At 68.5% G+C, this 14777-nt stretch carries 15 protein-coding genes; 10 read left to right on the top strand and 5 right to left on the bottom strand.

Translation table 11 applies throughout. The features are described from left to right. Positions 1 to 917, top strand: a 917-nt coding sequence (locus ACFWF3_RS05045; protein ID WP_379312495.1) for an AMP-binding protein, incomplete at its 5' end; no start/stop codon positions are given. After that, complete coding sequence (locus ACFWF3_RS05040; protein WP_378992937.1) at positions 914 to 1336, top strand: PaaI family thioesterase; 423 nt, start codon at positions 914 to 916, stop codon at positions 1334 to 1336. The genes ACFWF3_RS05045 and ACFWF3_RS05040, both read left to right, overlap by 4 nt. 77 nt (positions 1337 to 1413) lie before the next feature. On the opposite strand, the gene ACFWF3_RS05035 is transcribed toward ACFWF3_RS05040, so the two are convergent. After that, the gene (locus tag ACFWF3_RS05035) at positions 1414 to 2925 is read right to left on the bottom strand and encodes a class I adenylate-forming enzyme family protein (RefSeq protein WP_379312494.1); all 1512 of its coding nucleotides are present in this window, start codon (positions 2923 to 2925) and stop codon (positions 1414 to 1416) included. 19 nt (positions 2926 to 2944) lie between these two features. Next, positions 2945 to 3454, bottom strand: coding sequence for a DoxX family protein (locus tag ACFWF3_RS05030; protein ID WP_379312492.1), 510 nt, complete (start codon positions 3452 to 3454; stop codon positions 2945 to 2947). A gap of 193 nt (positions 3455 to 3647) precedes the next feature. Here ACFWF3_RS05030 and ACFWF3_RS05025 point away from each other — a divergent pair, with 193 nt between their 5' ends. Further along, entirely contained in the window at positions 3648 to 4835 is a 1188-nt protein-coding gene (locus ACFWF3_RS05025) for an acyl-CoA dehydrogenase family protein (protein ID WP_379312491.1), read from the top strand. Between the two features lie 56 nt (positions 4836 to 4891). Here ACFWF3_RS05025 and ACFWF3_RS05020 read toward each other — a convergent pair whose 3' ends face one another. Then, positions 4892 to 5701: an NAD(P)-dependent oxidoreductase gene (locus ACFWF3_RS05020; protein WP_378992932.1), complete on the bottom strand. Its 810-nt coding sequence runs from the start codon at positions 5699 to 5701 to the stop codon at positions 4892 to 4894. Positions 5702 to 5982: 281 nt separating this feature from the next. Between ACFWF3_RS05020 and ACFWF3_RS05015 the strand changes: the two genes are divergently transcribed. The 6 genes from ACFWF3_RS05015 to ACFWF3_RS04990 all read left to right on the top strand — a co-directional run bounded on the left by ACFWF3_RS05015 (position 5983) and on the right by ACFWF3_RS04990 (position 11371). Beyond that, on the top strand, positions 5983 to 6804 hold the full coding sequence (locus tag ACFWF3_RS05015; RefSeq protein WP_378992930.1) for a mycofactocin-coupled SDR family oxidoreductase: 822 nt from the start codon (positions 5983 to 5985) through the stop codon (positions 6802 to 6804). A 28-nt stretch (positions 6805 to 6832) separates the two neighbouring features. Then, positions 6833 to 7561: a 3-oxoacyl-ACP reductase FabG gene (gene fabG / locus ACFWF3_RS05010; protein WP_379312490.1), complete on the top strand. Its 729-nt coding sequence runs from the start codon at positions 6833 to 6835 to the stop codon at positions 7559 to 7561. Further along, positions 7558 to 8445 (top strand): hypothetical protein, encoded by an 888-nt coding sequence (locus ACFWF3_RS05005; protein ID WP_379312489.1) that lies wholly within the window; start codon positions 7558 to 7560, stop codon positions 8443 to 8445. The genes fabG and ACFWF3_RS05005 overlap by 4 nt, the downstream gene beginning before the upstream one ends. Beyond that, positions 8438 to 9649: an acetyl-CoA C-acetyltransferase gene (locus ACFWF3_RS05000; protein ID WP_379312488.1), complete on the top strand. Its 1212-nt coding sequence runs from the start codon at positions 8438 to 8440 to the stop codon at positions 9647 to 9649. Before ACFWF3_RS05005 ends, ACFWF3_RS05000 begins: the two co-directional genes overlap by 8 nt. A 2-nt stretch (positions 9650 to 9651) precedes the next feature. Beyond that, positions 9652 to 10110 (top strand): MaoC family dehydratase, encoded by a 459-nt coding sequence (locus ACFWF3_RS04995; RefSeq protein ID WP_379312487.1) that lies wholly within the window; start codon positions 9652 to 9654, stop codon positions 10108 to 10110. Between the two features lie 70 nt (positions 10111 to 10180). Continuing rightward, on the top strand, positions 10181 to 11371 hold the full coding sequence (locus ACFWF3_RS04990; RefSeq protein WP_379312486.1) for an acyl-CoA dehydrogenase family protein: 1191 nt from the start codon (positions 10181 to 10183) through the stop codon (positions 11369 to 11371). A 50-nt stretch (positions 11372 to 11421) separates the two neighbouring features. Here ACFWF3_RS04990 and ACFWF3_RS04985 read toward each other — a convergent pair whose 3' ends face one another. Then, a complete protein-coding gene (locus tag ACFWF3_RS04985; RefSeq protein ID WP_379312484.1) occupies positions 11422 to 12219 on the bottom strand; it encodes an SDR family NAD(P)-dependent oxidoreductase in 798 nt (265 codons plus the stop codon). A gap of 140 nt (positions 12220 to 12359) precedes the next feature. Continuing rightward, positions 12360 to 13400 (bottom strand): enoyl-CoA hydratase/isomerase family protein, encoded by a 1041-nt coding sequence (locus ACFWF3_RS04980; RefSeq protein ID WP_379312482.1) that lies wholly within the window; start codon positions 13398 to 13400, stop codon positions 12360 to 12362. Between the two features lie 72 nt (positions 13401 to 13472). Between ACFWF3_RS04980 and ACFWF3_RS04975 the strand changes: the two genes are divergently transcribed. Further along, the gene (locus ACFWF3_RS04975; protein WP_379312481.1) at positions 13473 to 14714 is read left to right on the top strand and encodes a CoA transferase; all 1242 of its coding nucleotides are present in this window, start codon (positions 13473 to 13475) and stop codon (positions 14712 to 14714) included. Positions 14715 to 14777 lie beyond the last annotated feature (63 nt).

Raw genomic sequence — 14777 nt, 5'->3', positions numbered from 1 at the left:
ATGCTCCGCTGGTGCACATCGGCGGTATCTTCCGCATTCTGCAGTGTGTAGTCGATGCCAGGCCCTTCGTCTTCCTGCCGCGCTTCGACCTCGACCGCTGGGCGGCGGCGGTGCGGGCGCACCGGCCGGGCGCGGTGTCACTGGTACCCGCCGCCCTGCGGATGGTGCTGCACTCGGGCCTCGGCCCCGCGGATCTGGACGGCGTCCGGGTGGTCACGTCGGGCACCGCGCCGCTGTCGGCCGCCGACGCCGACGCCTTCCAGGACAAATTCGGCATTCCGGTCCTGACGTCGTATGCCGCCACCGAATTCGGCGGCGGCGTCGCCGGCTGGACGCTTCCCGACCACCGGCAGTTCTGGAACACCAAGCGCGGCAGCGTCGGCCGTGCCAGTGGCGGCGCCCGCCTGCGGGTAGTCGACGAGGACGGCACCGCGCTCGGGCCCGACGTGCCCGGCCTGCTCGAGGTCGCGCCCGGCCAGCTCGGTCCCACCGCGGGCTGGGTCCGTACCACCGATATCGCCCGCATCGACGCCGACGGGTTCCTCTGGATTCTCGGACGTGCCGATCAGGCCATCATCCGAGGTGGATTCAAGATCATGCCCAATGATGTGCGCGCCGCGCTGGAGGAACATCCCGCGGTCCGCGGCGCGGCGGTCGTCGCCAGGACCGACGACCGGCTCGGCGAGACCCCGGTCGCCATGGTCGAGCTGCGCGCGGGTCGCCACACCGAGGTCGACGAGCTGGTCGGCTACCTGAGCACTCGCTTGGCCCGCTACGAGATCCCCACCGATATCGCTGTCGTCGAGGCGATTCCGCGCACCCCGTCGGGCAAGGCAGACCTGTCCGCGGTCCGCGAACACTTCACCGCATCCCCCATCGGCCCACGGCCACATTCCGAAAGCGGTGATCCGACATGATGTCGACCATCCGAGAGATCACTGGACTACTCGACCACATCGGCTTCCGCAAGGCGACCGACCTCGACGGCTCGCTCATCTGGGAGCTGCCCGTCGCGCCGCACGTAGTCAACACCTCCGGTGGGCTGCAGGGCGGCTTGATCGCGACACTGGCCGACATCGCGGCGGGCACCCTCGCCCTGGAGTCCCGTCCACCGAACGCCGGTATCGTCACCTCGGATTTGAGTGTGCGCTACTTCCGCCCGATCACCGAGGGCACCGCGCGCGCGGTGAGCAAGATCGTGCACGCGGGCAAACGGTCGATCGTGGTCCAGGTCGAGGTATTCGACGGCGAGGACGGCGCGTTGGCGGCGCTGGCGACCGTGAACTTCGCGACGGTGAGCTTCGCGACGGACGGATCGGCAACCACGGGCAGCTAGCACCCGAACGGGCGCTACGCCTTCGACATCGGCCGGGTCCCGGCGCGATCAACCAGTCGCGCCGAGACCCGTCGATGTCAACGCCCGGCATACAGGGCGGCCACCGCGTCCGTCCTGGCTTTCAGCGCGGCATTGCGCGGAAGATCGTCGACGACGGCGATCGCGACGGGCACATGGTGGCTCGGCAGCTGGTCTCGCAGGTGTGCGATCAGGTCCGCTTCCGTGGGTTTCGGCACTTCGCGACGCGGCTGCACGGCGGCGAAAGGTACCTGACCCAATCGGCCGTCCTGGACGCCGACAACACACGCATCCCGTACCGCGGGATGGGTGAGCAGGGCGGCACGCACGGTTTCGGGCAGGATCTTGAAACCGCCACGATTGATCGCGCCGTCGGCTCGCCCGTGAATCGTCACGAACCCGTCGGCATCCACGGAGGCCAGATCGGTGGTCCGTACCCAGGTGGCACCGAGCGCGGCCACCTCGGCCTCGAGCAGTCCCGTCGCGCCGACGCCCACCTGCGCACCGGTCTCCGCGTCGACGATGCGCACGCGCACTCCGGGCAGCGGCACACCGACGCTGCCGGCCTTGGTCGCACCGAATCGCTCGTGCAACTGCGGCGTCCACGCACACACCGAGCCGGCGAACTCGGTGGCACCATAGGCCCACAGCAGTGGAATGGCGTAGCGGCGTTCGAATTCCGCACGCAGTTCCGGCTCGAGCGGGCCGGATCCACCCGGCAGATATTCCAGGGACGACAGGTCCTGCGGCGGCACCTCGGCTTCCAGCAGCATGCGCAGAATCGTCGGCTGCACGCCGGTCCGAGTGACCCGGTAGGTCTTGACCGCCCGCACCCATTCCTCGACCGTGAACTTCTCCAGCAGCACCATGCGTTTGCCGAGGAACGGCGCCGCGAGCAGCTGACAGATACCGATGCTCCCGAACGGCCAGTACACCAATTCCGGCGGATCGTCGGGATCGGCGACGGTCACCCCGCCGGTCATGGTGCGGACCGTATGTCCCAACGCCGACAGCGGAATCGGCACCCGCTTGGGTGGGCCGGTCGTTCCGCTGGTCAGGATGTGCAAGCCGGGCACGGTTGTCACCTGATCGGCGACTCGGCCGGTCGACCGGTCACCGTGCACGACGGTCTCGACCGAGGGCTCCTCCAGCGCCACCGCGATCCCGGCACCGCCCACCCGCTCGCAGGCGGCCAGAACCGGCGCCGTCCAGTCCCGCCGATCGGCGATCACCGCGACCGGACGTGTCTGTTCGATGTCGCGGGCGATGCCCGAGGCCGACTGATACGAGTTGATCATCGTGACCGGACGACGTTGCGTGATGAACCCGAGGATCGCGGCCGCGTGCGGCACCCGATTGCGGACGACGATCCCGATCGGGTCCTCGGCGCGCACGCCCGCACGGTCCAACTCCGCGGTGATCCGGTGGATGTAGGCTCGCACGGCGTTGCCGGAATACCAGCGCCGCTCGAACTCTATGCACGGCCGCTCGCCGAAGCCCGCGAGCTCCTCGGCGAGTGCTGTCACGAGCTCGGTCGCGGCGGAGCTCTCGTCGTGATCCTGTATCGACATCTGTCGCCCTGTGATTCACTCAGGACCGGGCGGGAGCCGGCGGCCGGTAGAACAGTGCGAGCTGGCCGACCCCGGCCGCGAGGCCGAGGCCGACGGCGAGACCGAATCCCCACCAGCCGTCCACCCGGTCGGTGCCGAAGATCAACTGGTCGAGGCTGATCCGGCCGGGACCGAGGGTGGCCACACTCACCGCGCCCGCCGCCAGCACCAGGTTGTACTCCCAGCCCTCTCCCACGATGAAGAAGCCCTTGGACCTGTGCACCGTCCAGGCGGCGACCAGCATGAGCGCGACGAACCCCGCGGCCGCGATCGGTGTGAGCAACCCGAAGGCCAGCGCGAGGCCGACGCCGATCTCGCTGCTCGCGGCGAGGCGCGCGTGCACGATGCCCGGCCGCATCCCGATGCTGTCGAACCAGCGGGCGGTGCCCGGTATCCGCCCACCCCCGAAGAACTTCTGGTAGCCGTGCGCGGCCATGGTGAGGCCGAGACACACTCGGAGAATCAGCACGCCCGTGTCGTACGCAGTCATCGTTGTACCGCCCTGTCCATCGAGGTCCGCGCCGTGAGCACGATGCTCGACACAGCTCCCGTATCACTTACCGCTGGCATTACAGTAATGTTAGACATTACGTGCGTCCGGTCAAGACGGCGCATCGGGCCACTTGCCCACCAGACACATCGAGCACCACGGCCGCAGAGCGCCGTGACGAGGAGGCCCTGCCATGACGAGCGCATCCACCGCCATCAGCGCGGTCACCGCGGAGGACTTCCGCGAAATACTGGCGCAGACAAAGGATTTCGTACGAAACGTGGTCGTCGGGCGAGAGCGCGAGATCGCCGAACAGAACCGGATGCCCGACGAGATCGCGCGTCAGGCCAAGGCCATGGGCCTGTTCGGCTACGCGATCCCCCAGGAATGGGGCGGCCTCGGACTCGATCTCGCCCAGGACGTCGAATTGGCCATGGAACTCGGCTACACCACGCTCGCGCTGCGCTCACTGTTCGGCACCAACAACGGTATCGCCGGTCAGGTCCTGGTCGGGTTCGGCACCGAGGAACAGAAATCTCGATGGCTCGAGCACATCGCCTCCGGCGCTGTCGTCGCGTCGTTCGCGCTCACCGAGTCCGGTGCGGGGTCCGATCCCGCGGCGCTGCGCACCAGCGCGACCAGGTCGGGTGACGGCTGGATCATCAACGGCGAGAAGCGCTTCATCACCAACGCACCGGTCGCCGATCTGTTCGTCGTCTTCGCCCGCACCCGTCCGGCCGACGAGGACGGCGCGGGCATCTCGGTGTTCCTGGTTCCCGCCGACGCCCCCGGCGTGACAGTCGGCCCCAAGGACCGCAAGATGGGCCAAGAGGGCGCGTGGACCGCCGAGGTGTATTTCCACGATGTCCGCGTCGGCGCCGACGCACTCGTCGGCGGTAGCGAGGACATCGGCTACCGTGCGGCGATGACCTCGCTGGCGCGGGGTCGTGTCCATATCGCGGCACTAGCGGTGGGCACGGCGCAGCGGGCGCTCGACGAATCCGTCGCCTACGCCGCGACCGCTACCCAGGGCGGCACCCCCATCGGACGGTTTCAGTTGGTCCAGGCTCACCTGGCCGATATGCAGACCGGAGTGATGGCGGGCCGCGCCCTGGTTCGCGACGCCGCGCGTGCCTGGGTGGCGGGCGAGGATCGGCGGGTCGCCCCGTCGGTGGCCAAACTGTTCTGCACCGAAATGGCCGGGCGGGTAGCCGATTCGGCGGTGCAGGTGCACGGCGGCACGGGATACATGCGCGATGTGGCCGTGGAACGGATCTACCGTGACGTCCGGCTGCTGCGGTTGTACGAGGGCACCAGCGAGATCCAGCGCCTGATCATCGGCGGCGGGCTGATCAAGAATGCCGAGCGAGCCGCCGAGTAACGACCGGCCGGGTCGGCCACCGCTGTAGGGCTGCGGCCGACCCGGTCCGCCCGACGTCAGCTCAAGTCGAGCGGACCGTCGGCGATCGCGGCCCCCAGTCCGCCGAGGTCGATGCCGAGGTCGGCGGTCGCGGTCAAGCAGGCGGCGACGTCCTTGCGCAGGAACGGCGCGGCGCGCTTCTCGAATTTCGCCAGACCGCCGGTGCGCCGAATCGAATCGGCCGCGTAGCTGTTGCCGCTGGCCGCCGACAGCGCCTCCAGCAACTGCGCTTCCTCGATGCCCAGCTTGCGGCCGACTTCGGCGGCCACAGCCACCAGTTGGGCGTTCGCGGCGAACAGGGCGTTGTTGACCAGTTTCACACCGAGCGCGCTGCCGAGCGCACCGGTGGCCAAGAGGGTGCTCGCGTACGCGGACAGCACCGTCCGGACGGTCTCGACCGCGTCCGACGGCCCACCGAGCAAGACCGTGAGCCGCCCTGCGGCGATGTCGTCGGCCGATCCACTGACCGGTCCGTCGAGCAGGACCGGACCGTCGGGTCGCGCACCGGCCAGCTCGGTGATCGTCGAGACCGCACCGGTCGTGTGCGAGACCACCACCGCACCTTCCCGCGCCGTCGCGAGCACTCCCTCCGGCCCCGACAGCACCTCGCGTAGCTGGTGATCCGAGAACAGGCACGCGATGATCACCTCGCCCGCGACCGCGACCTCCCGCACCGAGTCGACGACCTCGGCTCCCGCCGCCCGCAGCCGTTCCCGCACCGCCTCCTTCCGCGCGTACACCACGACCCGATGACCTGCCGCCACCAGTCGAACCACCATCGGCTCGCCCATCTGACCTGCTCCGATGAACCCGACAACCTTCGACATCCGCGCCGCTCCTCCCTCGCGATGACACCCGTTCGCCACCGAGAACGATGCGACGATTCGCGAATAGACAATAATCCAGTAATGCCGACTGTAACAGCGGACCCGAACCCGACGCGGTCGTTCTTGCACCGCGAACGGTCGGGCCATAAGGTGTCCTGACGCAATACTGTTGTCTTTACGATAAAACATACGATAATGAGTTCTGGTGCTGTGTCCGCGGGCGGGGATCACCACCCCTGTCCCACACGATCCGTGAGCGCCCGACAGCCCGAGGAGAAAACGTGACCGGCCGACACAGCGACAAGGTCGCCTTCATCACCGGCGCAGCGCGCGGACAAGGCCGGGCGCACGCGGTGCGCCTGGCGCGCGAGGGCGCCGACATCATCGCCGTCGATCTCGCAGGCCCGCTGCCCGCCGCTGTTCCCTACGATTCGGCCACGCCAGAGGATTTCGAGGAGACGGTACGACTGGTCGAAGCGACCGGCCGCCGCATCGTCGCCGCCACCGTCGACACCCGCGACCTGGACGGGTTGCGCGCCGCTGTCGACGACGGGGTCGCCACGTTGGGACGGCTCGACATCGTCGTCGCCAACGCCGGCATCTGTATCCCGCAGCGGTGGAACGAGATCACCTCCGAGTCGTTTCGCGATGTCATCGACATCAATGTCACCGGCACCTGGAACACCGCGATCGCCGGAGCCGACCACATCATCAACGGTGGGCGCGGCGGCTCGATCATCCTGATCAGCTCCGCCGCCGGGCTGAAGATGCAGCCGTTCATGGTTCACTACACCGCCAGCAAACACGCGGTGACCGGTATCGCCAGGGGATTGGCCGCCGAACTCGGCAAACATCGGATCCGGGTCAACAGCGTGCATCCGGGCGCCGTGCTGACACCCATGGGCAGCGGGGACATGGTCGCCGCGCTCGGCCGCGCGCTCGAATCCAATCCTCAACTCGGACACATGACGACACCGTTCCTCCCGGACTGGGTGGCCATGCCCGAGGACGTCGCCGCCGCTGTCAGCTGGCTGGCCGACGACGAGTCCCGCTACATCACCGCCGCCCAGATCGCGGTCGACCTGGGCTCGACGCAGTACTGAATGCGCAGCGCCGAAAGGATTCCACACCATGTCACTTCTCGAGGGCCGCGTCGCGGTCGTCACCGGCGGGGCGCAGGGCATCGGCCTTGCCATCGCGTCGACCTTCCTGCGCGAGGGTGCGCGGGTGGTCGTCGGTGACCTGAATCCTGACGCGGCACAGGAGGCGCTGGGCTCGGACGCTGTTCGCGCGGTCCGCTGCGACGTGACCAGCGCCGCCGATGTCTCGGCACTACTCGCCACCGCGACCGGCGAATTCGGCTCGGTCGATGTCATGGTCAACAACGCGGGCATCACCCGCGACGCCTCTATGCGCACGATGAGCGAGGAGGATTTCGACCAGGTCGTGGCAGTACACCTGAAGGGCAGCTGGCACGGGACCCGACTCGCCGCCACGATCATGCGGGAGCAAGGGCGTGGCAGCATCGTCAACATCTCCTCGCTCTCGGGCAAAGTGGGCATGGCCGGTCAGACCAACTATTCGGCCGCGAAGGCGGGAATCATCGGTCTGACCAAGGCGGCGGCCAAGGAAACGGCCCGATTCGGGGTGCGCGTCAACGCGATCCAACCCGGCCTGATCCGGTCGCCGATGACCACGGCGATGCCCGGCCACGTCTGGGACCAGAAGATGGCGGAGATCCCGATGTCGCGGGCGGGTGAACCGGAGGAGGTCGCCGGCGTCGCGCTCTTCCTCGCCTCTGACCTGTCCTCGTATATGACCGGCACCACCTTGGAAGTGACCGGCGGGCGGTTCATGTGACCGAGTGGCAGGCACACACCGTCGTCACCGACGAATACGTCGATCCGGCACCGGTCGCCGCGCTGAGCGCGGTCCTCGACTCCGGCGCACCCTCGATCGGAGCGGGCGATCCACTTCCGCCGCTGTGGCATTGGGCGGCGCTGGCCCGCTGGCCCGTGTCGTCCTCGATCGGGACCGATGGACACCCGGCCCGTGGCTCGTTCCTGCCTCCGGTCGAGCTGCCGCGGCGCATGTTCGCCGGCGGCGACGTGGTACTGCACGAGGCGGTGACCATCGGGTCGACGGTGCGGCGCGAAGCGCGAGTCGTCGCGGTGACGCCCAAGAACGGGCGGACGGGGCCGCTGGTGGTGGTCGATGTCGAAATCCGGCTCTACACCGGAGCGGACACGCTCGCTGTGGTGGAACGCCAGAATCTCATCTATCGCGAGGCCCCGAAACCCGGTGCCGGCATCGCGACACCGCCCGCCCCCGCGGCAGCGGGTAGACCATTGCGACGCGTGGCCGAATGGGACTGGGAATTGCGCACAGATCCCACTGTCTTGATGCGTTTCAGCGCGGCCACGGCCAATTCCCACCGTATCCACTACGACTGGCCCTACGCGACCGGCGTCGAGGGATATCCGGCGCTGGTGGTGCACGGACCACTCATGACCCTGGCCATGGCCGAGACCCTGCGACGGGAACGACCGCAGTCGACTCCGGCCCGATTGCGTCACCGCAATCTCGCGCCGTTGTTCTGCGCCGAACCGGCCCGCATCCAGCGTCGCGACGCCGATGTCGACCTCGAACTCGCCGTCCGTACCGGTGAGGGCACCGACCGAACTGTCGAACACACCGTTCTGACCGCCGAATTCGACCATGACGGAGACCGCACCCATGCGTGAAGCAGTGATCTGTGAACCTGTCCGCACCCCCATCGGACGCTACGGCGGGGTGTTCTCCTCGCTCACCGCGGTCGATCTCGGTGTCATCGCCCTGCGCGGGCTGCTGGAGCGTACCGGGATCGACCCCGCTGCCGTGGACGACGTGATCCTGGGCCATTGCTATCCCAACAGCGAGGCGCCTGCCATCGGCCGAGTCGTGGCCCTCGACGCCGGGCTGCCGGTGACCGTCGGCGGCATGCAGATCGATCGACGCTGCGGATCCGGGTTGCAGTCGGTGATCCAGGCGGTCATGCAGGTCACCAGTGGTGCCAGTGAGGTGGTGGTCGCAGGTGGTGTCGAGAGCATGACCAACACCCCGTTCTACTCGCTCGATATGCGCTGGGGCGGTGCGCGTGGCGGGGTCCGGGTCCACGATGCGCTGGCTCGCGGACGCGAAACCGCCGGCGGCAAGGACTATCCGGTGCCCGGCGGCATGCTCGAAACCGCCGAGAACCTGCGCCGGACCTACGCCATCCCCCGGGAAGAACAGGATCGGCTGGCGGTCACCTCCCACCAGCGTGCCATCGATGCCGCCCACAGCGGTGCGAGCGCCGAGCAGATCATTCCGGTCACGGTCTCCTCGCGGCGCGGCGATTCGGTGATCGACACCGACGAGCACCCCCGCGCCGACACCACCCTCGAATCACTCGCCGCGCTGAAACCCGTTCGGGCCGGGATCGATCCGGAATCGACGGTCACCGCGGGCAACGCCAGCGGGCAGAACGACGCGGCGTCGATGTGTCTGGTGACCACCAGGGAGACTGCCGAACAACTGGGCCTCACCCCGTTGGTCACCTTGAAGTCGTGGGCAGTGGCCGGCGTGCGACCCGATGTCATGGGGATCGGGCCGGTCCCCGCCACCAACGCCGCCCTGCGCCACGCGGGGCTCTCCCTCTCCGACATCGACCTGATCGAACTCAACGAAGCGTTCGCGGCGCAGGCTCTCTCCGTCATGCGGGAATGGAAGTTCGGCGACCGGGATCTCGAACGCACGAACGTGCACGGCTCGGGCATCTCTCTCGGACATCCGGTGGGCGCCACCGGCGGGCGGATGCTGGCCACCCTGGCCAGGGAACTGCACCGACGCGAACTGCGCTACGGGCTCGAGACGATGTGCATCGGCGGCGGACAGGGCCTGGCAGCCGTCTTCGAGCGGGTGGTGTGATCATGGCCGCGCGCACCTTCACCTCACTCGATGACCTCTCGGCCGCGATCGGCGATACCGTCGGGCCGGGACCGTGGATCCCGATCGACCAGAAACGAGTCGACGCGTTCGCCGAATGCACCGGCGACGATCAATGGATCCATGTCGACCCTGCCCGCGCCGCCGACGGCCCCTACGGCGCCACCATCGCCCACGGCTACCTGACCCTGTCGATGCTGCCGTTCCTCGGTCGCGACCTCTACGCCATCGGATTCGGCACAGCCCGAATCAACTACGGCAGCAACAAGGTTCGATTCCCCGCTGCCGTGCGCGTCGGCACCCGAGTACGCGCCTCGGCGACCCCGGTCGACCTGTCGGTCGAGAAGTCGCGGTGCCTACTCACTGTTCGATGGGTCATCGAGGACGAGCGGCAGGACAAACCGGCGTTGGTAGCCGAAACCCTCACGGTGGTGGTGTTGTGACCCGCGCCGAGCCCACCGCAGCCGCCGATTCACGCCACACAGGCACCGATTCCACCGAACGGATTTCCCGATGAAACTCGGACAAACCCACGGCCTCACCGAGGTGCAGACCGAAATATTGGCCACTGTGCGCACATTCGTGGACAAGGAGATCATCCCCGTCGCCCAGGAACTCGAACACACCGATACCTATCCGCAAGACATCGTCGACCGGATGGCGGAGATGGGGCTGTTCGGCCTGATGATCCCCGAGGAGTACGGCGGCCTCGGTGAATCACTGCTCACCTACGCCCTGTGCGTCGAGGAACTGGCGCGCGGCTGGATGAGCGTCTCCGGCGTCATCAACACCCATTTCATCGTGGCGTATCTGCTCGCCCAGCACGGTACGGCAGCCCAGCGGCGACATTTCCTGCCGCGCATGGCCACCGGCGAAGTGCGCGCCGCGTTCTCCATGTCCGAACCCGAACTCGGTTCGGACGTGGCCGCCATCCGTACCAAGGCCGTGCGTGGGGACTCGGGGGAATACACGCTCGACGGTCGCAAGATGTGGCTGACCAACGGTTCCACGGCCACGCTCGTCGCCACCCTCGTCCGCACCGATGAGGGTCACGAACGCCCGCACGACAATCTCACCACTTTCCTGCTCGAGAAACCCGCCGGATTCGGTGAGGTCGTTCCCGGACTGAGCATTCCCGGCAAGATCCACAAAATGGGTTACAAGGGCATCGACACCACCGAGATGCTGCTCGACAACCACGTCGTCCCGGCCGACGCCGTCCTCGGCGGCGAACCCGGTCAGGGTTTCAAGCAGATGATGGACGGCATCGAGGTCGGGCGGGTCAATGTGGCGGCCCGCGCCTGCGGAATCGCGCTACGCGCGTTCGAACTCGGCGCGCGCTACGCCCAGCAGCGCTCAGCCTTCGGCAAACCCATCGTCGAGCATCAGGCGATCGGATTCTCGCTGGCGGACATGGCCACCAAGGTCGAGGCGGCCCATCTCATGATGGTCAACGCGGCGCGCCTCAAGGATTCCGGGCTGCGCAACGATGTCGCGGCGGGCATGGCCAAGTATCTGGCGAGCGAGTTCTGCAACGAGGTCACCCAGGCCAGCTTCCGCATCCACGGCGGCTACGGATACTCCACCGAGTACGAGATCGAACGTCTCATGCGTGAAGCGCCGTTCATGTTGATCGGCGAGGGAACCAGCGAGATCCAGAAGCGGATCATCAGTAGGGGCGTGCTGCGCGACTATCGGCTCTGATGTCAGCGAGGGCCGGACCCATCGCGGGTCCGGCCGAAACCGATAGTGGCTCAGACGAAGTCGGAGCCGCCGTCGACATTCACGTTGGCGCCGGTCATGTACGAATTGCGGCGCGAGGCCAGGAACGCCGCGACGGGGCCGATCTCCTCGGGCAAGCCGGCTCTCGGCATCTGCGCGGGGTGCCCGAAGTGCGCGCCGATCGCCTCCATGAGCCGGTAGGGATCGTCGTCGTCGAGGCCGACCGAACGCGCCCAGCCGGTGAGCGCGGGAGTGACGAAGGTACCCGGCGACAACACGTTGACCAGGATCTCCTCCTCGGCCAGCAACAGCGACAGATTCTTCGAGATGCTGGTCACCATCGCCTTCGCCGCGGTGTAGGCGACCAGGGACGTGGTCTGGCGCTGAGTCGAATGCGCGGAGAAGTTCACGATCCGTCCCCACTGCGCCTTGCGTAGCAGCGGCAGCGCCGCGTTGACGCAGTGCACGATGGCGAGCGCACCGTGGTCGACCGCCTCGTGCCACTGATCGTCGGACAATTCCTCGACCGTGCCCTGAACGTTCGGCCCGACGGTGTTGACCAGTGCGTTGAGTTCGCCACCCCATCGTTGCTCCAGTTCGGCGAAGACCGAGGCCACCTGGCCGGTATCGCGCACGTCGGCGACAAGTCCGATCGCGTCGGTACTCCCCCGCTGTGCCAGGTCGACGCTCGCCCGCTCGACATCGTCGGCCGACCGGCCGATCACCGCGACCCTGGCGCCTTCCTCCGCCAGGCAGCGCGCTGTGGCCAGCCCCATCCCGCGACTACCGCCCACCACGACCGTTGCCGCGCCCCGCAATCCCAAATCCATTCCGCAACCACCTCATTCGAGCGAACCGCCGTTTCCGTGGGACCTCGCTGCGGACTGTCGACAGTCGGCAACAAGACACGGTCCTACAAGGCATTACTGTAATACATTCAGTATGCCTCACGGGAGCAGCGATCAACTCTCTACTCGATGGCGTCGACAAGCCCCCACCGCAACGCGGTACCGGTGTCGATCCGATCGCCGGTCAGCATCATCCAGGCCGCGCGCCAGCGTCCGATCCGCCGCGGGACGCTGACGGTGCCGCCCGCTCCGGGAACCAGCCCCATCGCGATCTCGGGCAGCCGGAAGTACGTGTCCGGCGCCGCGACCAGTCGGTGCGCGAAAGCCGACAGCTCGATGCCCGCCCCGATACACGCGCCGTGGACCTGTGCCGAGACCCGCTCGCCCAACCGGTCGACGACCCGCCACGGCCCCCGTTCGAGCCGCACCTGATACGCCGCGACCACATCGACGGCGGTGCCGAATTCATCGAGATCGCCGCCGCTGCAAAACACCGGGCCCGCACCGCGCAGCAGCACCCGCTCGATGCTGTCGTCGAGTTCGGCGAGCCGCAGGGCTTCCAGAAGTTGTTCACGCAGTGGGGCACTCAGTGCGTTGCGGCGCTCAGGGTGGTCGAGGGTCACCGACAGCAGGTCGACGTCGCGGTCCAGCCGCACCAGCGGCCGATCGGGGAAGTTCACCGGTTTCGGCCCGCCGCGTTCGGCGAGCCACCGCCGAAACTCCTTGCCCGCCAGCAGCATCGAGTAGAACGCGGCTTCCGCGCCGAGGGCCGCGGTCGTATCGGGCACCGAGGTCTGGCGCAGCAGTCGCCCGAGCGCCACGCTCGCTTGCGGATTGCGCCGCACAGCTTCCGTCAGATGCCGCACCGCCGCCTCGGGGTCGGGATGGTCGACGATCATCGGCGAGCTCGCGGCATCCTCGGCCAGCGTCAGGGTGAGCGCGCGCAACAGCGGCTCCAGACGTGGGGAGGCCGGTCCACGCAACACCCCGATCGACAGGCGCAGCGAGCCTGCCAGCGCTTCGGCGACCCGGGCGATCCGCTCGGGCGACTCCCCTGCCCACCCGTCGAGCGCGATGACCAGCACCGGATTCCTCGGCGTACCCTGCGGGCTGATGTCGAGTTCCATGGCATCCGAGGCCAGATCAGTCGCTTCACGGCTCACCGCGCAATAGTGACACGGCGTCGGCTCGGTGATGACCGAGACCGGGCGGGCCCCGCGACCTACTATCGAGCCGTGCAGCCAACGACAGCGCCGGTTCCCGGTCCGCCCGCGGCGGACTGGGCGGCGAGCGGCGTGGTCGCCCTCTCCGGTCGCCCGGACGGACCGCCCCTGGTGCCGCCGGGGCGCGCGGCCACCAGGGCCAGGGAGCTGTCCTCGACGCTGGCCGCGTTCTCGGAGCGAACGATCACTGTCGACGGGGCTCAGCTACTGGGCGAACGCGCGGCGCTCACCGGTCTACGGCGCCGGGGAACGGTGTCGGCGGGCGGCCGTTGCCGACTGCTGCGCACCTCGGACGGGTGGGCGGCGGTGTCATGCGCCCGACCCGATGATCCGCTGCTGCTCGGCGCGCTGATCGGCGACGATCTCGACGCGGCGGATCCGTGGCCCGCGCTCGCCGAATGGGTACGCGCGCATCGCGGCGACGAACTCCTCGAACGCGCCGAACTCCTCGGCGTGGCGGCGGGTCCGGTGCGGCCCGACGAGCCCGCGCACTGCCCGTCACCGATGACGCCGAGGCCGGTCGGAGGGCTGCTCGTCGTCGACTTCAGCGCCCTGTGGGCGGGCCCGCTGTGCGCCCATCTGCTCGGTCTGGCAGGCGCGCGCGTGGTCAAGGTCGAGACCCCGGGACGGCCCGACGGCGCCCGCCGCGGCAGCCCGGAGTTCTACGCGCTCCTGCATCACGGCCATGAGTCGGTGGTTCTCGATCCCACCGAGCGCACCGGAAGGTCGGCGCTGCGGGCTCTGGTCGACGCCGCCGACATCGTCATCGAGGCGTCGCGGCCCCGGGCGCTCGCCGGTTTCGGGCTCGACGCCGAGGCGGCTGTCGCGCGCGGGGCGAGCTGGGTGTCGATCACCGCCGCGGGTCGGGCGTCGAACCGGATCGGTTTCGGGGACGACATCGCCGCGGCCGCCGGGCTGGTCGCCTTCGAGCCCGATTCGGGCACACCGGCTTTCGTCGGCGACGCCATCGCCGATCCACTCACCGGCCTGACCGCCGCCGTACTCGCGATGTCGGCGCCGGCCGATGGGCGCGGCGTGCTGTGGGACATCTCGATGACCGATGTCGTCGCGAGCACGCTGACCGCCGATCCGGTCCCGCGCACGGCGCAGCGCGGTGATACCTGGTTCGTCGAGTCCGAGAACGGACCGATTCCGGTCGCGAAACCACTGTCCCGCAGGATGATCGGCCCCGCCGCGGACTCCGGTGCCGATACGGCGCGCGTACTCGGGTCGCTGAGGATTCCGGTGCCGTGACCGACGACTCCAGCCGGACTCGCCAACCCGCGCGCGGCCGGGTCGTCATCGTGCTCGACGCGG

The organism is Nocardia sp. NPDC060220, assembly GCF_042727815.1.
GTDB lineage: Bacteria > Actinomycetota > Actinomycetes > Mycobacteriales > Mycobacteriaceae > Nocardia.
This window is presented reverse-complemented; position numbering and strand designations above follow the sequence as displayed.

What these genes read in the sequence shown, in the direction of transcription:
- ACFWF3_RS05040 (WP_378992937.1), top strand. Translation starts at nt 914, where the DNA reads ATGATGTCGACCATCCGAGAGATCACTGGACTACTCGACCACATCGGC.
- ACFWF3_RS05035 (WP_379312494.1), bottom strand. Translation starts at nt 2,925, where the DNA reads ATGTCGATACAGGATCACGACGAGAGCTCCGCCGCGACCGAGCTCGTG.
- ACFWF3_RS05030 (WP_379312492.1), bottom strand. Translation starts at nt 3,454, where the DNA reads ATGACTGCGTACGACACGGGCGTGCTGATTCTCCGAGTGTGTCTCGGC.
- ACFWF3_RS05025 (WP_379312491.1), top strand. Translation starts at nt 3,648, where the DNA reads ATGACGAGCGCATCCACCGCCATCAGCGCGGTCACCGCGGAGGACTTC.
- ACFWF3_RS05020 (WP_378992932.1), bottom strand. Translation starts at nt 5,701, where the DNA reads ATGTCGAAGGTTGTCGGGTTCATCGGAGCAGGTCAGATGGGCGAGCCG.
- fabG (WP_379312490.1), top strand. Translation starts at nt 6,833, where the DNA reads ATGTCACTTCTCGAGGGCCGCGTCGCGGTCGTCACCGGCGGGGCGCAG.
- ACFWF3_RS05000 (WP_379312488.1), top strand. Translation starts at nt 8,438, where the DNA reads ATGCGTGAAGCAGTGATCTGTGAACCTGTCCGCACCCCCATCGGACGC.
- ACFWF3_RS04995 (WP_379312487.1), top strand. Translation starts at nt 9,652, where the DNA reads ATGGCCGCGCGCACCTTCACCTCACTCGATGACCTCTCGGCCGCGATC.
- ACFWF3_RS04990 (WP_379312486.1), top strand. Translation starts at nt 10,181, where the DNA reads ATGAAACTCGGACAAACCCACGGCCTCACCGAGGTGCAGACCGAAATA.
- ACFWF3_RS04985 (WP_379312484.1), bottom strand. Translation starts at nt 12,219, where the DNA reads ATGGATTTGGGATTGCGGGGCGCGGCAACGGTCGTGGTGGGCGGTAGT.